This window comes from Rufibacter sp. JT3400010 (assembly GCF_054956755.1).
Genome location: NZ_JBUDXA010000034.1, coordinates 14,391 through 36,913 on the forward strand (window position 1 = coordinate 14,391; position 22,523 = coordinate 36,913).

The 22,523-nt window shown below is 50.3% G+C and carries 16 protein-coding genes; 3 read left to right on the forward strand and 13 right to left on the reverse strand.

Going from position 1 to position 22,523, the window contains the following annotated elements; translation table 11 throughout:
- Positions 1-180 precede the first annotated feature (180 nt).
- The 3 genes from ACY0JR_RS20545 to ACY0JR_RS20555 form a co-directional block, all read right to left on the reverse strand.
- Positions 181-753, reverse strand: a complete 573-nt coding sequence (locus tag ACY0JR_RS20545) for a MarC family protein (protein ID WP_462636045.1) — start codon at positions 751-753, stop codon at positions 181-183.
- A gap of 39 nt (positions 754-792) precedes the next feature.
- Positions 793-1,854, reverse strand: a complete 1,062-nt coding sequence (locus ACY0JR_RS20550) for an aminotransferase class V-fold PLP-dependent enzyme (protein ID WP_462636046.1) — start codon at positions 1,852-1,854, stop codon at positions 793-795.
- Between the two features lie 157 nt (positions 1,855-2,011).
- Positions 2,012-2,470 carry a type II 3-dehydroquinate dehydratase gene (locus ACY0JR_RS20555; protein ID WP_462636047.1) on the reverse strand — a complete coding sequence of 153 codons (459 nt, stop codon included), beginning with the start codon at positions 2,468-2,470 and terminating at the stop codon, positions 2,012-2,014.
- 149 nt (positions 2,471-2,619) lie between these two features.
- On the opposite strand from ACY0JR_RS20555, the gene xerD reads away from it, so the two are divergent.
- Both xerD and ACY0JR_RS20565 read left to right on the forward strand, forming a co-directional pair.
- Complete coding sequence (gene xerD, locus ACY0JR_RS20560) at positions 2,620-3,519, forward strand: site-specific tyrosine recombinase XerD (protein WP_462636048.1); 900 nt, start codon at positions 2,620-2,622, stop codon at positions 3,517-3,519.
- Between the two features lie 443 nt (positions 3,520-3,962).
- Positions 3,963-6,491, forward strand: coding sequence for a DUF3857 domain-containing protein (locus ACY0JR_RS20565; RefSeq protein ID WP_462636049.1), 2,529 nt, complete (start codon positions 3,963-3,965; stop codon positions 6,489-6,491).
- A gap of 273 nt (positions 6,492-6,764) precedes the next feature.
- Here the strand turns inward: ACY0JR_RS20565 and meaB are convergent, their stop codons facing one another.
- From meaB to ACY0JR_RS20610, 9 genes are all read right to left on the reverse strand, one after another.
- Positions 6,765-7,745: a methylmalonyl Co-A mutase-associated GTPase MeaB gene (gene meaB, locus ACY0JR_RS20570; RefSeq protein WP_462636050.1), complete on the reverse strand. Its 981-nt coding sequence runs from the start codon at positions 7,743-7,745 to the stop codon at positions 6,765-6,767.
- Between the two features lie 306 nt (positions 7,746-8,051).
- The gene (locus tag ACY0JR_RS20575) at positions 8,052-9,224 is read right to left on the reverse strand and encodes a YncE family protein (RefSeq protein WP_462636051.1); all 1,173 of its coding nucleotides are present in this window, start codon (positions 9,222-9,224) and stop codon (positions 8,052-8,054) included.
- Between the two features lie 89 nt (positions 9,225-9,313).
- The gene (locus ACY0JR_RS20580) at positions 9,314-9,496 is read right to left on the reverse strand and encodes a hypothetical protein (RefSeq protein ID WP_462636052.1); all 183 of its coding nucleotides are present in this window, start codon (positions 9,494-9,496) and stop codon (positions 9,314-9,316) included.
- A 348-nt stretch (positions 9,497-9,844) separates the two neighbouring features.
- On the reverse strand, positions 9,845-12,421 hold the full coding sequence (locus ACY0JR_RS20585; protein WP_462636053.1) for a zinc-dependent metalloprotease: 2,577 nt from the start codon (positions 12,419-12,421) through the stop codon (positions 9,845-9,847).
- A 193-nt stretch (positions 12,422-12,614) separates the two neighbouring features.
- Positions 12,615-13,511: a hypothetical protein gene (locus tag ACY0JR_RS20590; protein ID WP_462636054.1), complete on the reverse strand. Its 897-nt coding sequence runs from the start codon at positions 13,509-13,511 to the stop codon at positions 12,615-12,617.
- 209 nt (positions 13,512-13,720) lie between these two features.
- Positions 13,721-14,065, reverse strand: a complete 345-nt coding sequence (locus ACY0JR_RS20595; protein ID WP_462636055.1) for a histidine kinase — start codon at positions 14,063-14,065, stop codon at positions 13,721-13,723.
- Between the two features lie 6 nt (positions 14,066-14,071).
- Positions 14,072-15,370, reverse strand: coding sequence for a PAS domain-containing protein (locus tag ACY0JR_RS20600; RefSeq protein ID WP_462636056.1), 1,299 nt, complete (start codon positions 15,368-15,370; stop codon positions 14,072-14,074).
- Positions 15,371-15,391: 21 nt separating this feature from the next.
- Entirely contained in the window at positions 15,392-17,524 is a 2,133-nt protein-coding gene (scpA, locus tag ACY0JR_RS20605) for a methylmalonyl-CoA mutase (RefSeq protein ID WP_462636057.1), read from the reverse strand.
- Between the two features lie 340 nt (positions 17,525-17,864).
- A complete protein-coding gene (locus tag ACY0JR_RS20610; protein ID WP_462636058.1) occupies positions 17,865-19,700 on the reverse strand; it encodes a methylmalonyl-CoA mutase family protein in 1,836 nt (611 codons plus the stop codon).
- A 349-nt stretch (positions 19,701-20,049) separates the two neighbouring features.
- Between ACY0JR_RS20610 and ACY0JR_RS20615 the strand changes: the two genes are divergently transcribed.
- Positions 20,050-20,799, forward strand: coding sequence for a DUF72 domain-containing protein (locus ACY0JR_RS20615; RefSeq protein ID WP_462636059.1), 750 nt, complete (start codon positions 20,050-20,052; stop codon positions 20,797-20,799).
- Between the two features lie 331 nt (positions 20,800-21,130).
- On the opposite strand, the gene ctlX is transcribed toward ACY0JR_RS20615, so the two are convergent.
- Entirely contained in the window at positions 21,131-22,084 is a 954-nt protein-coding gene (gene ctlX / locus ACY0JR_RS20620; RefSeq protein ID WP_462636060.1) for a citrulline utilization hydrolase CtlX, read from the reverse strand.
- Positions 22,085-22,523 lie beyond the last annotated feature (439 nt).

Below are 22,523 nucleotides of genomic sequence, written 5' to 3' on the forward strand. Positions count from 1 at the left end.
TTGGTGTTACGCAAAGCTACTGGTGGTTTCCGGCGAGTCTGGAGACTCGCTTCATCCTATGGCACGAGTCTGAAGACTCGCGCCAGTACTCCAGTACTTTTATAGCCTGTGAGGTCTTGGAGACTTCTCAGGTTTTTGCGTTTAGAGCCTGCTTTCTCTAAAATGAGGCCTAAAACAGAATTAAATACTCACGTGCGTTTTAAACAGCTTGATAGAAATAGCCAGTAGAATGACGCCGAAGACCTTGCGGAGTACCTCTGTGCCGTTCTGCCCCAGTTTTTGCTCCAGCCAGGTGGAGCTTTTCAGGACGATGTACACGAATACTAGATTGAGCAAGATGCCCACCAGTACGTTGGGTAAGGCGTAGGCGGCCCGAAGGGAAAGCAGGGTGGTCATGGTACCGGCTCCCACAATCAGAGGGAAGGCGAGGGGGACAATTGAGCCGGTTTTTACTTCGGGGTTGGATTGGAACAAGTGAATGCCCAGCACCATCTCCATGCCCATCAGGAAAATGATAATAGCGCCCGCCAGGGCGAAAGAAGCAAAATCAATCCCGAAAAGCCGCAGAATACCGTCGCCTAGGAACAGGAACACAATCATGAGAGCCCCGGCTACCAGCGTTGCCTTCTCAGACTGGATAATTCCTTCGCGCTGGCGTAACTGAATGATGATAGGGATAGAGCCTACAATGTCAATGATGGCGAAAAGGATAAGGCTGACAGAAACAATCTCTTTAAGGTTGAAATGAGGCATGGTGGTGAGGGCGCGACTTGGGCATTAGTTTCCGCGAAATTAGTGATAATGACTGGAAATGAAATTGCGCAATACCTCATATTCCGCATCGGCGATAGCCGGGAAGTTGGCAATTCTAAAGGTGTTCTTCGCCCAGGCGCCGTACCCGTTGCCCAGGGCAATGCCTTCCGCGGCGGCTATTCGCTTGGCTTCCTGTACCCAGCGGTCAGTGCCTTTGACGGCAAGAACGGTGAGGGAACGTACCTCGGGGTTTTCTACCAGGAGCTGCATCTCGCTTAATTCCTCAAAGAACGAGTAGAGTTCCTGCGCCCGTTGCACCAGTTGCTGGTCAATGGTTTTGATGAGTGGCCGTTGCTCCATCACTTTCTTGAGCAGGAACAGGTTGAGCACGTTGGGTGTGTAGGCGGTCTGGTAATTGAGCATTTTTTCGTGCTGAAACACCAGGCTGTTGTAGTGCCGGCGGTCATTGAGGCCCTTGGCCCGCTGAATGGTGCGCGGGGAGCAAACCAGCAAGGCCATGCCCGCCGGTAACCCGAAGCATTTCTGCACCGAGGCAAACCAGATATCGGCGCGTATGTATTTCAGGTTGGCGCCGGCCATGCTGGAGGTGGCGTCAATGGCCAGCAGCGGGTCTTTGAACTGATTCTGAAGTTTCAGGAGCGTGTTCATGCTCACGTGTGTGCCGTTTGACGTTTCGGTCTGGGTTACGCAAATTAGGTCGGTGTCGTCTTCTACCGGAATGTTGGGCACGTCCAGCACGTCATTCAGCCCAAACGCTTGTCCATAGCTGTCTGGCCGCAGCCGCTTGGCGTACTGGTACCATTTCTCCCCGAACGCGCCGTTGTATAGGTGCAAGCTTTTGTGCGGGGTCAGGCTTTGGGCCAGAATCTCCCAGCACTCAGTAGCCGAGGAGGTGAAGAAAATGTAGTAATCCTGCGGAATGTTCAGTTTGCTCCGCAGTTGGCCTAACAGGTCCCGCATCATCTGCACAAAGCGTTCGCCGCGGTGCGGAATACTGAGCATTCCTTCGTCATAGGCCATGGTCAGGTATTCGCGTACTTCAGGATAAACTTTGGACGGACCCGGATAGAAATTAAGCATGGGCGGCAAGGATTGGGGTGGTGGAACGTAGCGTTTGGTAAACTGAGAAGACAGCGGCAAGGCAGCAGAGAAGACCTGATTTAGGCTTGTTTTAAAGAAAACCGGCTTAAATCAGGTACCCTGATGACTTGACCTACACGCAAAAAACGTACGCTGGTTACGCTTTGGTGTAGGTAAATCCTACCTTATTCGGCTTCTGCCGCTCAAAGTACTGCAAAGCAAGCCGATAGCTTTCCAACCCGAACCCGCCTATGGTGCCCACGCACCGCCCGCCAATGTAAGTTACGTGCCGGGTGGCTTCCCGCGCATAGACGTTGGAAATATGAATCTCAATCACGGGCGTCTCTATGGCGGCAATAGCATCTGCCAGCGCCAAACTAGAATGGGTGTAAGCCCCGGCGTTGAAGAGGATGCCTTGGTAATGGAAGCCCACCTCGTGCAGTTTGTCTATGAGCGCGCCTTCTATGTTAGACTGGAAATACTCAATCTCTATGTCCGGGAAAGAAGGAATCAGGTCTTTCTCCAGGTAATCTTCAAAGGAGCGGGAGCCATAGATAGATTTTTCGCGGCGGCCTAACAGGTTAAGGTTGGGGCCATTGAGAATGAGTATTTTCATAGCGGTAGGGGTTTGCAAAGCGCGTAAAAAATGCGCGTAAGATCAGGACCAAATGTACGGAATAACTACCTTTGAGCCGCTATATCTCTCCTTGGCATTTGCAATTCACGCACAGAATTGGCTATATTTCGTTTTTACCTCCCTCCCCCATGAACTGGTCTGCCCTTCTTACCCAATTTCAGGGATACCTCCAACTGGAGAAATCTTTGTCCTCCCACTCCGTTGAAGCCTATCTGCGCGACATCCGTAAACTAGTGCAGTATTTTGAGATCACGCATCAAAAAGTAAGCCCGTTGGAGGTTGAGCCCACTCATTTGCAGGGCTTTCTGGAATGGATCAACACGTTGGGTATGACTTCCCATTCGCAGGCGCGCACCCTCTCGGGGATCAGGGCGTTCTACAAGTTCCTGATCATGGAAGACATGCTGAACGCTGACCCCACCGAGACCATTGAAGCGCCCAAACTACAGCGCAAACTCCCAGATGTGTTGAGTTACGACGAAATTGTGGCCCTGTTTGATGTTATTGACGTGAGCACCCCCGAAGGCACCCGCAACAAAGCCATGCTGGAAACTCTTTATAGTTCTGGCCTGCGGGTGAGTGAATTGATAGAACTGAAAATAAGCAACCTGTATGAGGATTTGGGTTTCCTGCGTATTACGGGAAAAGGAAACAGAGAACGGTTGGTGCCCATTGGCCGCGATGCCCTCAAATACATCAGGCTGTACCTGGATGGCGTACGCCGCCACCAGACCATCAAGAAAGGCCACGAAGATTTTGTGTTCCTGAACCGCCGGGGCACCAGTTTAAGCCGCGTCATGATTTTTACCATTATTAAAGACCTGGCGGCCAAAGCCGGTCTGGAGAAAAGCATCAGTCCGCACACGTTCCGGCATTCCTTCGCCACCCACCTCATTGAAGGTGGCGCCGACCTGCGCGCGGTACAGGAAATGCTAGGCCATGAATCCATCACCACCACTGAAATCTACACCCACCTGGACCGGGACTACCTGAAACAGGTCATGCAGGAATTTCACCCCAGAAGTTGAAAGGAGTTTGCCAAAAGTCTGGTGCTTGTTTTATGATACAATTTTTTTCTCTTTTTCAAGGGAAATAAGGGTGTGTTTAGACAGCTTTTAGTGCAGTTTTATTGAAAATAGGCTAAAAGTAGTCTTTTAAGGGAATTAAGTGCAAATGGGTAGTTTGTTGGTAGACATGTGTTTGCTTGCCTAAGCAATCAGAATAAGACTTCTTGCAAGAATGCTGTAAAATAATAATTCAAGCTTTATCTATTTGAGTTAGAAAGTTTCTAATAAATTGTATTTTTACTGAATAGTATCTTCCCCTTAAATCTAACTATTCTTTATTCTATACTTTTACTAAACCTCTCATGAAGCGTTGGCTGTGTGGTGTACTCTTGTGCATTCTTTTTTCCTTTCAATTAATAGCAGCAAATAAAACGGTAGCTACTGGTCCAGAACCCGGCTGGATTGTGAAAACGCAGTTTAGGGACAAGGCAACCACATCTCGTAATGAAGGCTCTAATGGCTACCTGATCATTCTTAAGGATGACCAGGTGCATGTGGGCGAAGAGACCAGTTTCAGCCACTATACCCGTAAGATCACTACCAAGGCAGGCGTACAATATGGCTCAGAAATTTCGGTGAGCTATGACCCAGATTACCAGAAGTTGGTTTTTCACCGGGTTATGATTTACCGGGACGGCAAACCCCTGAACCGGCTGAACCCCTCAGAGTTCAAAGTGTTGCAAGAGGAAACCGAGCGCGAACGCTTTATCTACAATAACAACCGCACCGCCATCATCACCTTGGCCGATGTGCGGGTAGGAGATGTAATTGATTATTCCTTCTCAGTTACGGGGTTCAATCCCGTACAACCCAAATACGCAGAGTTCTTCCGGTTCAATTCCCCCGAGGCTTTGGACCAACTTCTGGTACGGGTGCTGGTACCAGCCAACCGGCCGTTGCAGCACAAAGTGTACAACACCAAACAGCCCATACAAGTGAAACAGATGGGCAATCTGTTGGAATACACCTGGAAAGCAGACCAGGTACCGGCCCATGCCTATGAAGACAACACGCCTTCTTGGTACGTACCTTATGCCTATGCCTGGCTTTCTGAATTTACTTCCTGGGGACAGGTAAATGAATGGGCCTTGACGCTGTATAATAAACCGGTAGGGAAAAGCGAAAAGCTGAAGGAGAAAATTGAGGCGATTAAAAGGGCAGATGGCTCTGATGAAGTACGTTTGGCGGCCGCCGTAAAGTTTGTGCAAAACGAGGTGAGGTACCTGGGGAACGAAGGTGGTATTTACGGCTACCAACCTAATGACCCCGCCAAAGTATTTGAGCAACGCTACGGAGACTGCAAAGACAAAGCCTGGCTTCTGTGCTACATGCTGGGTCAGATGAATATAAAAGCCTATCCAGTATTGGTGAACACCAACTTGCGCAAGCAGGTGAAAAACGAACTGCCCAGTCCTTATTCATTTGACCATTGCGTAGTAAAGGTAGACTTACTCATGAAAAGCCTCTGGTATGATGCCACCATTTCGCACCAGGAAGGAGCCTATGATAAAATCTACTTCCCCCGGTATGAAACCGGGTTGGTGATAAAACCGTGCACCAAGGGCTTTACAGATATTCCAACTTCTACCAATGCCGCCATCAAATCTGTAGAGGAATACACCTTGGGTGGGCTGAAAGACGAAGTGTTTTTTAATGTTGAAACCAATTATACAGGCTATGAAGCAGATTATGTACGGTCACAGTACGCGTCAACCAGCCATCAGGAAATAGAGAAAGGCTACCTTAACTTCTACGCCAGTGCTTTCCCGGGCATTACCACAGAGCAGGAACTGCTCGTGAATGATCAGGCCACGGCCAACCGGTTTACCACGTATGAAAATTACAAGATTGCTGATTTCTGGCAGGAGGGAACTGGTAAGAATGAGAACTTCTGGACCGCCAGTATTTATCCGCTGACGCTGTACTCCAAATTAGAGCTACCAAGTACCAGAATCAGAACCAGTCCGCTGGCTCTGGAGTACCCCTATGACTACGACCACACCATCAAGGTAAATGTGCCCACCCACTGGAGCGTCAAAGATTCGGAAACAGAGGTGAAAAGTGCGTCGTTCTACTACAAGCAAACCACCACCTTTGATGCCAAAAACAAGGTGATTGTCTTGCATTACACCTTTAAAACCCTCAAAGACCATGTTCCGGTAGCCGAAGTCAAATCGTATTTCACCGCCATTAAGAAGATTAAAGATGAAATGGGATTTGAGCTGACCAACTCGTCGCCGGTCGAAGGTCAGGAAACCGGATACGGGGCCGACTGGCTGTCTTTGGCGTTGATAATCCTCTGCTTGGGGGTAGCCGGCTATGGTGCTTACCGACTTTACCAGTATGACCCGGTTCCCGCGGAGGTCGCCCGCACCAATCCCCGCGAGATAGGCGGCTGGTTGGGCTTAGTGGCTTTCGGACTTTTGGTAACGCCGTTCCGGTTGCTTTATGATATCGCCACGGGCGAATTCATAAACCTGGCTCTGTTGGAGAAATTTTCTAACACAGAATCTGCCTTCTACAACCCGTTGGCCATTTGGGTAATGGTGTTCAGCCTGGTATATAACATTTTATTTTTCGGCTACTCCGTATTGATAGTAGTACTCTTCCTGAAGAAACGAAGCAGTCTGCCAAGGCTAATCACTATTTTTTACGGCGTTGCATTGGCGGGAGTAATTGTAGACACCTTGGCGGTAGAGGCGCTTGGGGCAGATGCTACCGCTGGCTACACCGCTATTATCCGCGCTTTTGTTACCGCAATTATCTGGATCCCTTATTTTAACAAGTCTACCAGAGTGCGTGAAACGTTCTTAGTTCGGTTAAATCCTACTCCAGAAGAACCAGAAAATGAGTTTGACTCTTCCTTCTGGAAGGAAGACGAAGCTCAGGAAAAGCAGACCAAAGAACAGGCGGTGGTTGCAGAAAACCTGTAAGGCGAAGCTGGCCTTATACTAAACTGAAATTCCCCTCTATAAGCTAGTTCAGCGTTTTAAGGCTGATTTTCTAAATCAGAGGTGAAAAAGGAGAACAGGTCTAGAGCCTCCTCCTTTTTTCACCTCTGTTTGCTTTTACTGGCTAAAGATGAAAGAGCTAAATGCTTCCTGTTAACGGCTACGGGCTGTGAACGGCATCTGTGCTAGTGGGACGCTTTTCTGCGAAGCGTTTTCTGAACTAATTTCAGAAAAGCAGGCTGAAATCAACCTCGCTTACAGCAGCCCGAACAATTCCGCCGCCGCCGCAAACGGTGATTTGTGCCCCTGCGTAACTTGCCCCGAGATGGTTTCCCATTGCGCTTTCACTGCCGGATGCTGGTAGAAACGTTCCTCTAGTTGGTGCCGGATGCTGTGCCGAAGCCAATGCAGGTTCTGTTCCTGTCTGCGCTTGTAGAAGTAGCCGTTTTGCTGGGTTAAAGCCACGTATTCCATAACAGAGTCCCAGATAGGAGCCAGGCCGGTTTTCTCATTCGCGGAGCAGACAGACACTTTGGGGCTCCATTGTGAAGCTCCCAGCGGGAAGAGGTGCAAAGCGCCCTGGTACTCGGCTTGGGCGCTGGTGGCAGGATGGAGGTTCGCGCCATCGGCTTTGGTGATGGCAATGGCATCGGCCATTTCCATGATGCCTTTCTTAATGCCCTGTAATTCATCGCCGGCACCGGCCAGCATCAGGAGCAGGAAAAAGTCTACCATTTCGTGCACCGCCGTCTCCGATTGGCCTACGCCCACGGTCTCAACAAAAATCACGTCAAAACCGGCGGCTTCGCATAACAGCATGCTTTCGCGGGTACTGCGGGCCACTCCACCTAAGGTTTTGCCTGCCGGCGAAGGCCTGATGTACGCGTTAGGATTAGCGGCCAAGGTTTCCATGCGGGTTTTATCGCCTAGAATGCTGCCGCCGGTGCGTTGGCTGGTGGGGTCAATGGCCAGCACCGCCAGTTTTTTGCCGTGTTGTTCCAGAAGGTAATTCCCGAAAGCCTCAATAAACGTGCTCTTGCCCACGCCCGGCACCCCCGTAATCCCCACCCTTACTGACTTCCCCGCGTGCGGCAACACCTGTTCCATGACCGCATGGGCCAGAACCTGGTCTGAAGGTAGGGTACTTTCTACAAGGGTGATGGCACGGCTCAAAAGCACCCGGTTCCCGGATAATACTCCGGCAGCGTACTCTTCTGGGGTAAATCGTTTCGGCACTCGTTTTTGGGGCTGTTTTCAGAAAAGTACGCGAAAAATAGGAATTCGTGCTGCCTTCTGCCGGAGAATCATTCCATTTTTCATGGCTTCCCATGGATCAAATTTTCAACTTGGACTCAAAATGACCTGAAGTTTGAAATTTTAGTGAGGCGAGAGCCTCAAAATGGTTTGTACTATTCCTCTATGGCGCGGAAGTTACTTCCGTGACTTTCATTCTAAGTTAATCGTAAGTCACGGAAGTAACTTCCGCGCCATAGAGGAATAGCTTCCTTAAGACCTAGTAACAGTTAATAAAAGCCAAAGCTGTTACTTACTTGGCAAAGCCGCACTAGTAGCGGGAGATAAGTTCTGGAAATAGAAGCCGGGGAAGTTGGGAAGCCCGAGGGCGCTTTTCTGGGTGCCCAGGTTAATACCGGCGTCTTTGTAGTCACAGTCTGGACCCAGAGCGTTGGGGTTGCGGATAACACCAAGCCAATTGCTGTTGTTGCGGGCCACGTAAATGCGACCGTCGGGGCCCAGTTGCAGAGCACCAATCTTGCGACTGACGCTTTTGGCCACTTGTTTGCCGGAGTGGATAATGGCGTCATTCGTACCCGCCGCCAGATCGAACTGGAAGATACGCGCCTCGCCCCCGGCAATGCCGTTTTTGCCGCCGTACAGTTTAGTACCATCTGGCGAGAATTCTACGCCGTACGCTTCGTCAAATTTACCTAGGTCTACCGCCAGCGACAATTTCCCGTTTTCATTGTTGAACCCAAAGACTTCTATCTTGTTCACGGCCGCCCAGGTGGCTACGGCTAGTTTATCGCCGGTAGGCGAGGCTTTCATGTAGCCTATGGTGGCACCGTTGTCACCGGCATGAATGCTGCCTAAATGACTCTCTACTGGTTTAAAGGTGATGCCTTCTGATGTGATAAGATAGGCGTAGAACGCCGAGCTGTTCCAGCGGTGGGTGATGAGCCAATAGTCGCGACCGTTGCGGTGCTTGATGGCGGTCAGTTTCTCCGTGGTAGGGGCGAAAATGAGGTTGTTTTTAGAGATTACTTCGCCTAGGCCGCCGTTCCGGCTTAAATCGATGAGGTGGTACTGCAAGCCGTGGTTCTGGCCCTGGAAATCGGTAGTGAAAAGGTAGTACAGGTGCGCGGCACCAGGTTTGGGCAAAATGACCGCGGATTGGGTAGAAGATTCGTGGCCTTTGAGGGAATCGCCGTTAGCCATAACCTGCTTGTTCCTATTCCAGACCTGCATGCCGTTGGTGTAGAACAAAAGGTTGCCCAGCGCGTCTGAGAGCACGGCGCAGCCTTCTTCACTGAACATGTTGCCGTCTTTGAGGGGCTCAGGCTTAGATGGGTCTGCAAAGGACAAGCCCGCATTATGCCCGAAATACCAGGTGATAGCTTCTTTTTGGGCCGATGCTGTGCTTGCCAGGAGGAGTCCAAGAGGAAGCAGGAGTAAAAGTTTCTTCAGTCTCTTCATCATCTAGAAAACGTGTAAGATGATGGAAGATTTCAAAGACTGGGCCAGATATTTTTATCTGCTTACAGGAGAAGTAATTAAATTGTGAACGGCTATTCTGGGTCTGGCACCGAAAAGCTCAAAGACGGCGGCACCAAGGTGGAGTCCTGACGGGCCATGGAATGGAACTGGGGAGAATAGAACGACAACCCTGGGGAGTTGTTTTCATCAGCCACGTACGTAATACAGCTCAAATAGAGCATCCCGGTTAAGAAAATTGCCACCAACTTTTTCATACATTCACATCCTTTCCATTGGATACTTCGAATGTCCCTCTCTTTATAGAAAATTAAAAGGAAGCAATTCTGTATTTAGTAACTTGTATTTATTTATAAATCTTATAATTATTTTGTTATTGTACTGGTGAAAATAGTTGGTTTGGGTGACTTGGTATAAAACTTTCTTGTGTAAAGTGGGTATAGGTAACATTCAGCAAGTTTTTGATATGGTTATAAGTAGGCAAGTTTTTATACTGATTTTGTTAAAATAAGCTGTATTCACACGCTTTTATTTGTTTATAAAACGCAAAAAAGCGGCCCCGGTAAAGGAGCCGCTTTTTTGCGTTTTATAAGAACTCAGGAAGATTAGCTTCTTGGGTCCAGGGCTTCGGTGATACGGTCAGAGAGATCCAGCAAGTGGTAGTTGCTGAGGGAGTCTGATTGGCCTGCCGCCGATGCTTTGATCAGGTTGTTGATATTGCGCAGTTCGGCTTTAGCTACTGAAACAACATCGCTCTGTCTGGCATCCAGGGTAGGGGCGGTGTTGCCACCTCTGCCACCTTGCTGGGCAGTTTGGGCACCGGTTTGAGCCGGAGCAGGCTTCACTATGTCAATCAACTCTTGCACGTACATCTTCTGCAGGTTACGGCGGTACACATCAATGGCTTGTTTGTTTTTCACCTCCTTGAAGATGGAACCATTCATGTCTTGGAAGAAGTCTGTTACCTTGTAGGCTTTGGCACCGTCCATGGCTTCGGCGGCAATCAGTTTGGTCAACGTGGCGTTGCTTACCAAGCGGTTCAACACGGCCTGCTGGCTACGGGAAACCACCACCATCGGGTTGGTACCTGTGTTGTTGAGCACGTTTGGCGCCAATAACCAGGTGGGCGTGGTGAACAATTGCTTGTCCAGGAAAGTCATGGCCTCTTTTTGCGTGGCGGCTGGCGTGCGCTCATACACAGAACCTTCCTGCTCTACCGTTTTCGGGTTTTCATAAACACCACCTATGTTCTTGGCTACGTGGCCCATGTACCGGTTGAACTGAGTAGTCAACTGACCATACATCGTCTCCAGGTTGTCATAGCCTTCGTTTTCTTCTTTGGTCCACTCAGGGAGTTTGGCCAGAATTCGCTGCAGGTTTTTGATGCCGTACTCACTTGATTTCATGGCATTGTCGCCAAGGTCTTCGTTCTGGGAGTGCGGGTCATCTGGGTTGGTTTCCGTTCCGAACCAGTTGCGGCGGTTCTTCAGTGCCTCCACCGTCATTTTGTTCAGGACAGGAATCTCAGCCTGGGCATTTTTGGCGTTCGGCAACAGCTTATAACCCCACTCAATGGCCCACAGGTCATAATCGCCAATTCTTGGGTATATGCCTTTGGATGTGATATTGTCTTCTGGCTGCGCTACGTAGTTGAAACGGGCGTAGTCCATGATAGACGGCGTGTGACCGTTGGCTTCCACCCATTTTTTGTTACGAAGGTTTTCTACCGGCACCGTGGAGCTAGAGCCGTAGTTATGGCGCAAGCCCAGCGTGTGGCCAACTTCGTGCGAAGACACAAAGCGGATCAGGTCACCCATGAGTTCATCTGAGAACTCCATTTTGCGGGCGCGTGGGTCAATGGCGGCTGTCTGGATGAAGTACCAGTCATGCACCAGTTTCATTACGTTGTGGTACCAGTTGATGTGGCTTTCCATGATCTCGCCGCTGCGTGGGTCAGAGATGCTGGGACCACTGGCGTTGGAAATCTCAGATGGTTTGTACACGATGGCGCTGTGACGGGCATCATCCAGGCTCCAGTTCGGATTCTCTTTGGCAGAAGGGGCTTCTTTCCCTATGATGGCGTTTTTGAAACCGGCTTTCTCAAACGCTTTCTGCCAGTCGTTCACACCCGCAATCAGGTACGGTACCCATTTCTTCGGCGTAGCCGGGTCAATGTAGAACACGATGGGCTCTTTAGGCTCTACCAATTCGCCGCGCTTGTATTTGGCCATGTCTTTCTCCTTAGGCTCCAGTCTCCAGCGTTTTATCATCTGGATTTCCTTTACACCCTGCGGATTGGCATCAAAGTCTGTGTAACCAACCGTGAAGAAACCAACGCGCGGGTCAAAATAACGCGGCTGCATGGGTTTTTTAGGCAGCACCACCATAGACGTGTTCACTTCAATAGTAGAGGAACCGTTTAGGGTAGAAGCACCGCCTGCGCCCCCAGCGGGAGCTGCGCCGAAGCCGGTGGTAGGAGGCGTGAGTACGTAGGTTTTCACCGTAGTTACTTCCACGTTTTGCGGGAAGCTGCGCACGTTCTGGATGTAGCTGCGGTCTGGAATGAAGTTACCTAACCGGATACGGGACTTGGCACCCGCTGAGCTGAACGAGAAAATCTCGTTTTCGCCTTTGATATAGTCCGTGACATCAATCACGCTGCCTTTGTTGCCGGGACTGTAGGCGGCCACGTTGAAGGCGGCTACAATGGCCTGCACGTTAGAGCGCTGCACACTCTGGAACATAGACTTGGTGCTATCTGGGCTGTAAGTGGCGTAAGAGATCTTCCGCATGAAAATACGGTCATCCGGACCTTTTTCAAACATGATCACTGCTTGGCCAATCTGGTCCCCGGCGTAGCCAGAGGCGGCACGCACTTCGGCACCGGCTTTGGAGATACGGTTTACCACCAGTAATTCACGACCCAGTACTGAGTCTGCTAACTCAAAGAAGTACTTGTCTTCTACTTTGTGGACTTTGAAAAAACCAGCTTTGGATTGGGCTTTGTCGGTGATTACCTCGGCATACGGCTTGGGTTTGGTGTTTCTGGCGGCGTTTCCGGCCATACCAGCGGCACCAGCCACCCGGCGCGTAGAATCGGCGGGTTGGGTAGGGCGCGTCTGGGACATGGCAACTCCGGCAAAGGAGGAAACCAGCCCCAGCGTCAATAAGAATTTCTTCATAAAGGTGTAGGCTTGCTTGTTATAAGGGTTTAGGGAATGTGTTATTCACGTGTCTTAGATACCTGTAAGGTAAGAAGGTTTAATGGCATGTGAAGAAATGTGAGAAAATATTGCAGAAGCGTTTTAGGGCTGTTTTTGGGAAAGTAGGCGGAAAAGGGGGATTAATGAACTGATGTGGTTTTCTTATGCAGTTCTATGGGTTTATATATGATTCCCAATTAAACTTACCAGCAGGAGCGGGGCTTTCACAGTAAAGTTTTTTAGTAACTTCAATTTCTGTACCTCTTACATAAACATCTTCAGTAATGACTTCTTTTAATTCTAAAATAGAAACAGACCTAGGAACTAAAGCAAGGTTTAATATGGTTCCTTCCTCTTTTACGCTTGGATATAAAAGACCTTGATTGTTTATACTTTCGCCTTCTGGTCTTGAATCATAAATAAATTGAGCTATAGAGGCTGAGATTAGATAAGAGGAATTGTCTTCACGTGAGAATTCATCCGCAATAAATGTCTGAATTTCTAAAATATCCTCAAAGTTAGGATCAGATAAGATCCTACTTTTGTAATCTTCAAACCATTTTCCTAGTATGAAGTTTGTTTGTTGAAATTCATGTTTCCCACATATAAGCGGTACTGTCAATGGTTTATTGAAAACCCATAAGCCAGTTGTTGCAATTTCTTTTCCTACCTCCTCCTTTCCAATTATTTTAGAGCTTTCTTTTATCGTAGCATTTCTGGCTAGAGTTATATTCTCAATATTCAAATTTTGAATCTCCTTCTTATCTGATAAATAAAAGATAGGCACAGCTCCATAGAAAATAGGTTTGGTAGGTAGGTTTGCTCTTCCAATTTTTACTTTTTCTGGTTCTTTTATATAAGAGATTTGATGTTCATAATTAATTTCAGTTGTTTGAATTTCACATCTTGTCCTAAGAATTGGCACTCCTCTAGATATAGTAATTATGGGAAAATCAGCTTTAGGTAATAGATAATTTAATCCTTGTTCAATAGCTTCTAAAGGCAAATATTCTCTATTTGTGTTTCTTAATCGGTTTATTGCCTTTGTAACACCTTTTGAAACAGCCATTCTCTTATTACTTCAATGATTTCTATTAGATATCGCGCGTGATTACGCTAATTACTTTTGCTGACATTTAGATTTAAAAAACTCCACTATTATTCAAAGAATTAGTAATCTATAGGCAGGATTACGCCGCCTTCATTAACCTTAATATTTTCCTCTACTAACTCCTCCCTTCATTGGAATAGTAGGGGAATCACTCTCAATCCCTCAAACTATTCTCCAACTGGGAAAGCTGAGAGATAAACTTGGCCGATTTTTTTTTCAATGGTGCTTAGGCCTTGCTGGGCCAGGTCAATTTTGCCTGATTGGTAGAGGCTGAACAGGTGGCGGGCGGTACGTTGTATGTCCTCTTGCAGTTCATACAACGTGACCATGGTGGTGTGGTGGCGGTATTTCTTGAGACCTATGGAGTTGAACCATTCGGTGACCGGGTTTGCCGAGGAGAAATAGGCAGCGTCATACACGCCACTACTTACATAAAGCACCGAGCGTACTTTAGACTTGTAGAGGATGTGCTTGATCCTAAGCTGCTGAAAATCCAGTTCGGCTACGTTCATGCGGGGCTATGAAGCGGTTTCTGGTGCGTTTGTACCATTTTCCTGGTAACCCAATTTTTTTAATTTCTGGGCGTATTTCACCTGTTCGGTGACTTCATAGCCAAACACCAGAATGCCTTCAATTTCCTGCGTTTCGGTATAGAGGGCCTGGTAGGTAAAATTGATGTAAATCTGTTCCAGGGCTTGAGCATCGGTGCGGCCAATCATGACGGGCACTTCTTTGGCCACAAAATCCTCACCGGTTTGGTACACGTTGTCCAAAATCTCAATAAAACCCTGTTCGGCAATTTCTGGAAGCGCCTCGGCCACGGTTTTATGAAGCAGGTCGCGGCCGGGGAAGAGCTTCTGGTATTCTGGGTTGATGAGTTCGTAACGGTGGCCAGGGCTTTTAAGAATGCAGAAGAAAGCGGGCGCTTTCATGATGAGGCGCTCCAATGTACCACGCTCGGCCTCGGCTCTCTGAAACGCCAGTTGGATCTGGTCAGACAGGTGAGACATTTGCTCGTTGCTTTCCAGTAATTCTTGCACCATCAGTTTGGTGTCATGGATGTCTGAATTGCTGCCCACCCGCATGGTTACGTTTCCTTCCAGGTTCACGAGGGGCAAACTTCTGGTTACATGCCAACGGTAATTGCCGTCTTTGTTCTTGATGCGCACCTCGGCCTGAAACTCCTGATTGCCGGGCAGCGCCTCCTGCATCTTTTTCTGAATTGCCGCCAAATCATCGGGGTGAAAGGTGTTACGCCAGCCGGTTCCCAGCAGTTCTTCCGTGGAAAGCCCCGTGTAAGTAAGCCAGCGTTGGTTCACGTAGGTCACGTTACCCTGCGTATCTGCCGTATGGATAAGCTGCGGCACGGCATCTGTCATGAACTTGAACTTGTTCTCAGATTCTAGCTGCGCCTGCCGGGCCAGTTCGCGGGCCGTCACATTGGCAGTACGCCGAATAATATATTTTACGTTGCCGCTTTGGTCCAGCACCGGCGTGTGCGACGCTTCCCAGTAGCGGGTTTCAAAACCACCGCCTTCGGCCTCTGGCCGAGCGATGTCATAGCGCAGCACCTCAAAGTAGGTAACGGTTTTCTCCCGAAAAGTCCGGTCAATAGATTGTCGCAGCAGCGATTCATTTTTGGAATCTGCATCACTGGGGCTATCTGGGAAAGATTCCAGCAGGTTTTTCCCGATCAGTTGTTCACGGGTGCGCAGGACCAGGCCTAAGTACTTATCAGTGGCTTCCAGCACCGTATAGTCTGGGGCAATGGCTACCAGAGCTTCGGGAATGTGAACAAACAGTTCGTGTAAATCCATGTTGCGGTAAGGTTAGGATGCTTATCCTTTCAATAACTTCTCTAAAATATCCTGCGCGGCCACGCTAATCACCGTACCCGGACCAAACACGCCCGCTACGCCCGCGTCATACAAGAACTGGTAATCCTGGGCGGGAATCACGCCTCCGGCGATGACCATGATGTCTTCCCTACCCAACTTTTTCAGTTCAGAGATCAGCGCTGGAATGAGGGTTTTGTGTCCCGCGGCCAGACTGCTTACGCCAACCACGTGCACATCGTTTTCAGCGGCTTGCAAGGCTACTTCCTCCGGAGTTTGGAACAATGGCCCTAAGTCCACGTCAAAGCCGAGGTCAGCAAAGGAGGTGGCGATTACTTTGGAGCCGCGGTCATGGCCGTCCTGGCCCATTTTGGCGACCATGATTCTGGGGCGGCGGCCTTCCTGCTCCGCAAATTGGTCGGCAAGCGCCTGGGCTTTGCCGAAGTTCTCGTCGTCTGAAATCTCTGAACTGTACACGCCGGATATGGATCTGATGGTGGCCCTGTGGCGGCCGAATACTTTTTCTAAGGCATACGAGATCTCTCCCAAACTGCACCGCACGCGGGCAGCATTTACCGCTAGTTCCAGCAGGTTACCCTCGCCCGTTTCAGCGGCATTGGTGAGCGCATCCATAGCCGCGAACACAGCGGCATCATCACGGTTCTCACGTAGTTGCGCTAGTCGGGCTAGTTGGGATTCCCGTACGGCGGTGTTGTCAATGTCCAGAATCTCCAGCTTTTCTTCCGTGTCCGGACGGAATTTGTTCACGCCCACAATCACGTCTTTGCCTGCGTCAATGCGCGCCTGTTTGCGGGCGGCAGCTTCCTCAATGCGCATTTTGGGCAAACCGGTTTCAATGGCTTTGGCCATACCGCCCAGCCGTTCTACTTCCTGAATCAAGTCCCAGGCGCGGTGCGCGAGTTGGTGGGTGAGGGCTTCCACATAATAAGAGCCACCCCAAGGATCTACGGTTTTAGTGATATGGGTTTCCTGCTGCAGGTAAATCTGGGTGTTACGGGCAATACGCGCCGAGAAATCGGTAGGCAATGCAATGGCCTCATCCAAGGCGTTGGTGTGCAAACTTTGGGTTCCGCCCAGCGCGGCAGCCAAGGCCTCTACAGTGGTGCGGGCCACGTTGTTGAAGGGGTCCTGCTCGGTTAAACTCCAGCCCGAGGTTTGGCAGTGCGTGCGCAAGGCCAGTGATTTGTCGCTCTTCGGGTTGAACTGCTTGATGAGTTTGGCCCACAGCATACGAGCGGCGCGCATCTTGGCAATTTCCATGAAGTGGTTCATACCAATGGCCCAGAAAAACGATAGGCGCGGGGCGAAGGTGTCAATGTCCATACCCGCCGCCAAACCGGTCCGCACGTATTCCAGGCCATCGGCCAACGTATAAGCCAACTCCAGATCTGCCGTGGCCCCAGCTTCCTGCATGTGGTAGCCCGAGATGGAGATGGAGTTGAACTTGGGCATGTGCCGGGAGGTGTAGGCAAAGATATCGGCGATAATCTTCATACTGGGCTCCGGCGGATAGATGTAGGTGTTGCGCACCATGAACTCCTTCAGGATATCATTCTGGATGGTGCCGCTTAGTTGCTCGGGTCTCACCCCTTGTTCCTCAGCGGCCACAATGTAGAAGGCCAGAATAGGCAACACGGCCCCGTTCATGGTCATAGACACGCTCATCTGGTCCAGCGGAATCTGGTCAAACAGGATCTTCATGTCCAGAATGGAATCGATGGCCACGCCGGCTTTGCCCACATCACCCACCACGCGCGGGTGATCAGAATCATAGCCCCGGTGCGTAGCCAAATCAAACGCCACCGACAAGCCTTTTTGACCAGCTGCCAGATTGCGGCGGTAAAACGCATTGGATTCCTCGGCGGTGCTGAAGCCCGCGTACTGGCGTATGGTCCATGGGTTCTTTACGTACATGGTGCTGTAGGGCCCGCGCAAATACGGCGGCAGCCCGGCGGCAAAGTCCAGGTGTTCAAAGGCGGCCGTGTCTTCTTTGGTGTAGAAGTTCTGCAAAGGCAGACGCTCGGCGGTTTTCCAGGTCTTCGGGGTCGTTTTTGGCTTCTTCTGGCCATTCGAGCCCGAAAACGTGAAGGGTATCTTGGTGAAATCTGGTTTCATAGTTTGGTATTGTCTAACTCACCCACTTTTGTCATCCTGAAAGGATCTTGTGAGCAAGCGGTAATTCAGTCAGCTAAGTGGGAATGCCCATCTTGGGTTTGCTCAATTGCCTTCTTCTTTTATAAACGAGGTTCTAGGTCATTGGGCACTCCATCATAGAAAGCTTTTAGGTTGTTTCATTGCTACTGTGCCTGACTAGTTCGCCCACAAGATCCTTTCAGGATGACAAAGTGGGGGAGTGAGTCTGCAAAGAGGAAGAAAGAGCCTTCCCAAAACGATATTCTAAAACCCAAGACTCAGAACTCAAAACTCAGGACTCAGAACTGACGCACATCGCGCGTCACGCGCCTAGCCTTTCCTGGATTCTGGTAATGATTTCCTTGGTGTCACAGCCCTGGAACAGAAACTCGTCAAAGCCGTGGGCGCGGAGCTCGTCTTTCAGGTGCAGGGGGTCATCGGCGAGAATCAAGGCGGGTCCCTGCTTCTGCTGGGCGCGCATGCCTTGAGCGAAGGTCTGGGCGAACTCCTGAAACTGCTTTTCGGGGGCGGCCATCACAATCACCTGCACGTCCAGGTTCTTCACCTGGGCCAAGGCCGAAGAGACACTGTCAAACTTAAGGATCTGCGTCGTAAAGCCGGAGCAGGTAAAGAACTCGCGGGCGAAGGAAGCGTGAATATGCTCCTGTAGCGCTTGGCCCATGTGCACCACCAACGCATGCGGACGACGGTTCTTCTTGCGGTAGTGCAGTTCGGTGGCCAGGCGCATCACCTCGTAAGAATACGCGGCGCGCGTATTGTCAAACTGTTTGCTCTGGATCAGTTTTTCGGGGTCATATTCGTGCTGCTCCGTGGTGTTGGGGAACTTGTTGGTGCCCACAATCACCTCTTTGCCGCTGGCAATGTCTTTGAACTTCTGGGTGCTCGTTTCCTTGAGCATTTCCTGAATATAGCCCGCATTGGAGGCAGGAATAAAGCCACCCTGGGCTTCAATATCCTGGAACAGCGCCCAGGCTTTCTCCGCAATCTGCTGCGTGAGGTACTCCAGGTAATAAGAACCCGCCGCCGGATCAATGGCCTCGTGCAAATAGGCTTCCTCTTTCAGAATAATGGGAATGTTGCGCGCAATGCGCTCACTAAACTCATTGGGCTGCCGGAAAATGCTGTCAAAGGGCTCTACTTCTACGGAGTCAACGCCCCCAATAATGGCGCTCATCATCTGAGTGGTGTGGCGCAGCAGGTTAGTGTGCGGGTCCAGCGTAGTTTGGTGCCACCGCGAGGTAGAGGCATGGATGCGCAAGTCGCCGGCGGTTTCAACGGGTGCCCCGAAGGCTTCCACAATCTTAGCCCACAGCAACCGCACCGCCCTGAACTTGGCAATCTCAAAGAAATAGTTGGTGCCCGCCGTCAGGTGGAACTGCATGTTCTGGAAGATGCGCTGCACCGGCGTAATCTCAGTATTAAGACCATTGGTGTAGCAAACGGCTATAGCCAGCGTAATGGCTATCTCCTGCACCAACGTTGCGCCCTTGTTGCTGAAGTGTGCTCCGTTAATGGTGAGGGCGTAAAAGTTAGGGGCATCCAGCGTTTGCTCCAGCAAGTGCAGGGCATGCTCCATGTCTAACTGCTTGTAACTTTCAGAGGACAGAATGGGCGCGCATTTCAGGAACCCGTTCAACTGGTTTAAGCTGATTTTCTTGCGGTACAACCCTGTAATTAGGTGGTGGAGAAAATTAGCGGCCTCGGTAGAAACGGTGTAAGAGACCGGAACCTTAGTTAAGTCAATCTCCTGAATCAGGTAATCGGTGTCAAACTCGTAGCCTTTTTCAATGATGAAGTGAATACCATCTGCCCCGCGGGAAAGCGCCGTCACAGCCTTGTCAATGGCATCGCGGCCTTTCTCTTTGGAATGGACAGGCTGCAGGTTTAGCCAATTGTTTTTATCGGTCTTGGCGGTGCGCAGGAACGGGTACTGACCCGGCAAGGTGTTCAGGGACGGGTTCTGCGGTAAGTGTTCTCTCGTGTAAAAAGGAGCCACCTCAATGCCTTCGTAACTCTGCCAATTTAGGTCGGCGGGGTTGGTGCCTTTCAGGTCTTGTTCTATTTTGGCGGCCCATTGTTCAGCCGATACTGGCTCAAACTCGGGGAATAATGCCTCAGAAGAGGAAGTGTCAGTCATAAAAAGAGCAGGCGTGTAAGTGGTAAAGATAGCTTTTTGCCCGAACTGTTCTACGGCATCCGCGGCAAATACGATGAGCGTTTTATTGGTGTTTTATGTAAAATAAGCCACAAACAGGCTCTTACAAGCAAAAGCAACAGGATTGGTTTTTAGCAGCAGCGGCATGTTCGCGCTCTTTCATTCTCTTCTGGTTCCAAGCAGTAAAACAGAATGAGTATCTTCTTATAGACAGCCTTGGGCAGTTTGTTTCTTCTACGAACGCAGCTTATGCTTCTGTTTGACCCCTCTTTTCTGAAACGAGGCTGAAAATGAGTAAAACCCAGCGGCAATTTATTCGTCTGTATGCAGCATGGAAAGCGCCCAGGAGAATTTGTACATTGGCACCTCTGGTTTTAGCTACGCCTGGAAAGGCATCTTTTACCCGGAAGACATTAAATCGGCGGAGATGTTGCCGTTCTACGCGCAGCACTTCAATTGCACCGAGGTCAACAGCAGTTTCTACCATTTCACCATGGAGAAGACCATCTTGAAATGGCTGGAACAAACGCCGGCTCATTTCAAATTCGCGCCCAAACTGCACCGGTCCATCACCCACGAAAACCGCTTGCAGAACATTGAAGACCCATTGCGCAAGTGGATGGACCGCTTTCTGGTCATGGGCGAGCGGCTAGGTCCAGTGTTAGTGCAGTTGCCGGGTTCTTTCCATTTCAATGAGTTAATAGCGAAGCACTTTTTCAAGTTGTTGCGTACTCTGTACCCCACTACCGTCTTTGCCCTGGAAGTTCGGCACGCGTCTTGGCACACCGAAAAGGTGCTGGAGCTGCTGGAGGAATACAACATCTCCCTGGTGGTGATAAGTGCGGGCAAGCGTTGGCCTGGCTTAGCGGCCGCCACTACTGACACCGTGTACCTGCGCCTGCACGGCCACGAGCAACTTTACCGCGGCGCCTACCCCGACGAGGAACTGGAACGCTTCGCCTACATGGCCCAGGATTGGCTTCTGGACGAGAAAACGGTCTGGTGCTTTTTCAACAACACCATTGGCGGTAACGCCACCTCAGATGCCCAGAAGTTGCGGCAGGTTATTCAGAATCTGTAGGAGTTGATGAATGCAGTGCGTAGAGTTAGCGCCAGCGCTCTACGCACCATTGGACAGCCAATCTCCTGATTGGTGAGGAGGGAAAGGTCTTGGCACAGACGCTCGCAGGTCTGAAAGACGCTGCGAGGTCTTTTGAGTAAGCGGTATAGCGGTGAAAGCCAGAAACTCCCCTCCTAGTTTAGGAGGGGTGCCCGGAGGGCGGGGTGGTGAACTCTGCAATGCGTGTGTTTCGCTGCGTTGCAGCGAGGCTAGTCAGAGACTAGCCATCATCCGTAGGCACGAGTCAGAGACTCGCGCCAGCTTTTGGTTATAAGATCCCCAACCAACAACCTTATTTATAAATCTCCGCTAGCATACAGCGGGCACTGCCGCCGCCGTGGAGTTCAATGGTTCTCAGGTCTGAGCGCATGATTTTGGTGCGGCGGTTGAGTTCTTCAAATTGGTCTTTGCGAAGAGCTTTGTAGCCTTTATCAGACATCACCAGCACGGGCTCGCCGGCTTTGTTGCGCACCTGCAGCATGTTTCCGGCCATTTTCTTCACCTGGGCCAAACTTAAATCCAAGATTTCTTTGCCAGTGTCTACCAAGGCTTCCAGCAACAGGCCTTGTTCCTCTTCGTCTGGGATGGCTTCCAGGCACACCAGCGCGAAATCGGCGCCAATGCTGAGGATGACGTTCGTGTGGTAAATGGGCAGGCCATTGCCGTCAACCGCATGGAATACAATAGGCCGGTACCCCAGTTGTTCGCAGAAGGCTTGCAGCGGTTCTGGGTGGGTGCGTTCTGAAAGGCAGGCGTAGGCGATTTTATGTTGGCGGTCCAGCACCAGACTGCCGGTGCCTTCCAGAAACTTGCCCTCGTTCTCAAAGTGCGTGAGATCAATGACCTGGGTGAAGGGCAGGTCGTGCTCTTCCTGTAGTTGGGCTAACAAGGCTGGGTGACGTTCCAACCGGCGGGTAGGGGAGAACAAGGGGTAGAGCACCACTTTGCCGCCTTCATGGAAGGAAATCCAGTTGTTGGGGAAAACGGCATCGGGCGTGGCGGGGTCTTCCACATCATCCAGCACCACGGCATCTATGCGGGAGGCCCACAGTTTTAGCAGAAACTGGTTGAACTCGTCCAGCGCTTTCTGCTGCACCTGGTTTTCGGCGCCCGCCGGAACTTCCTGCTGGAAACTGTTGGTGGCTGCGGTCTCTGGGTTAGCGCCGAAGCGGGCCGGACGGACCAGTAAAACCTGGGTGGCAAGCGGAAAGTTGGGGTGCGTGGGTAGTTTGTTTTCAGATTCCATGGCGGTGCCTTGTTGGTGGGCTCTGCAAGATACGCCAAAACCCGAAATGGTACACCTCTGGTGAAGTAGGACCACGCCTGGCCGGAAAGAGTTAGGAGAACCTAAGCTGATTTCAGGCTATTTTTCGGGAAACGCGCTTAAAACAGAATCCCCGTTCGCGGTCTTGTTAAGACCAGGAACGGGGATGAAGTAAGTTAGAGAGGAAAACTCCCCTTTGAGATAGAGTTAATTATTGAGCGATTCCTACTTTCTGTGGAGCAGCCGCAGAAGTATTGTTCCGCCAGAAATACCGGAAGCACCGACCCATAATGCCTCTGAAATTTTTAGGAAAAGTAGCCCGACACCAGCGCTTCAATTCTCTTATTTCATGAGTCAGCAATAGGCGCAGGCATTTCCGAAACTCTTTCTCGAACAAAACGGCGTCAAAACTAACTTTTAA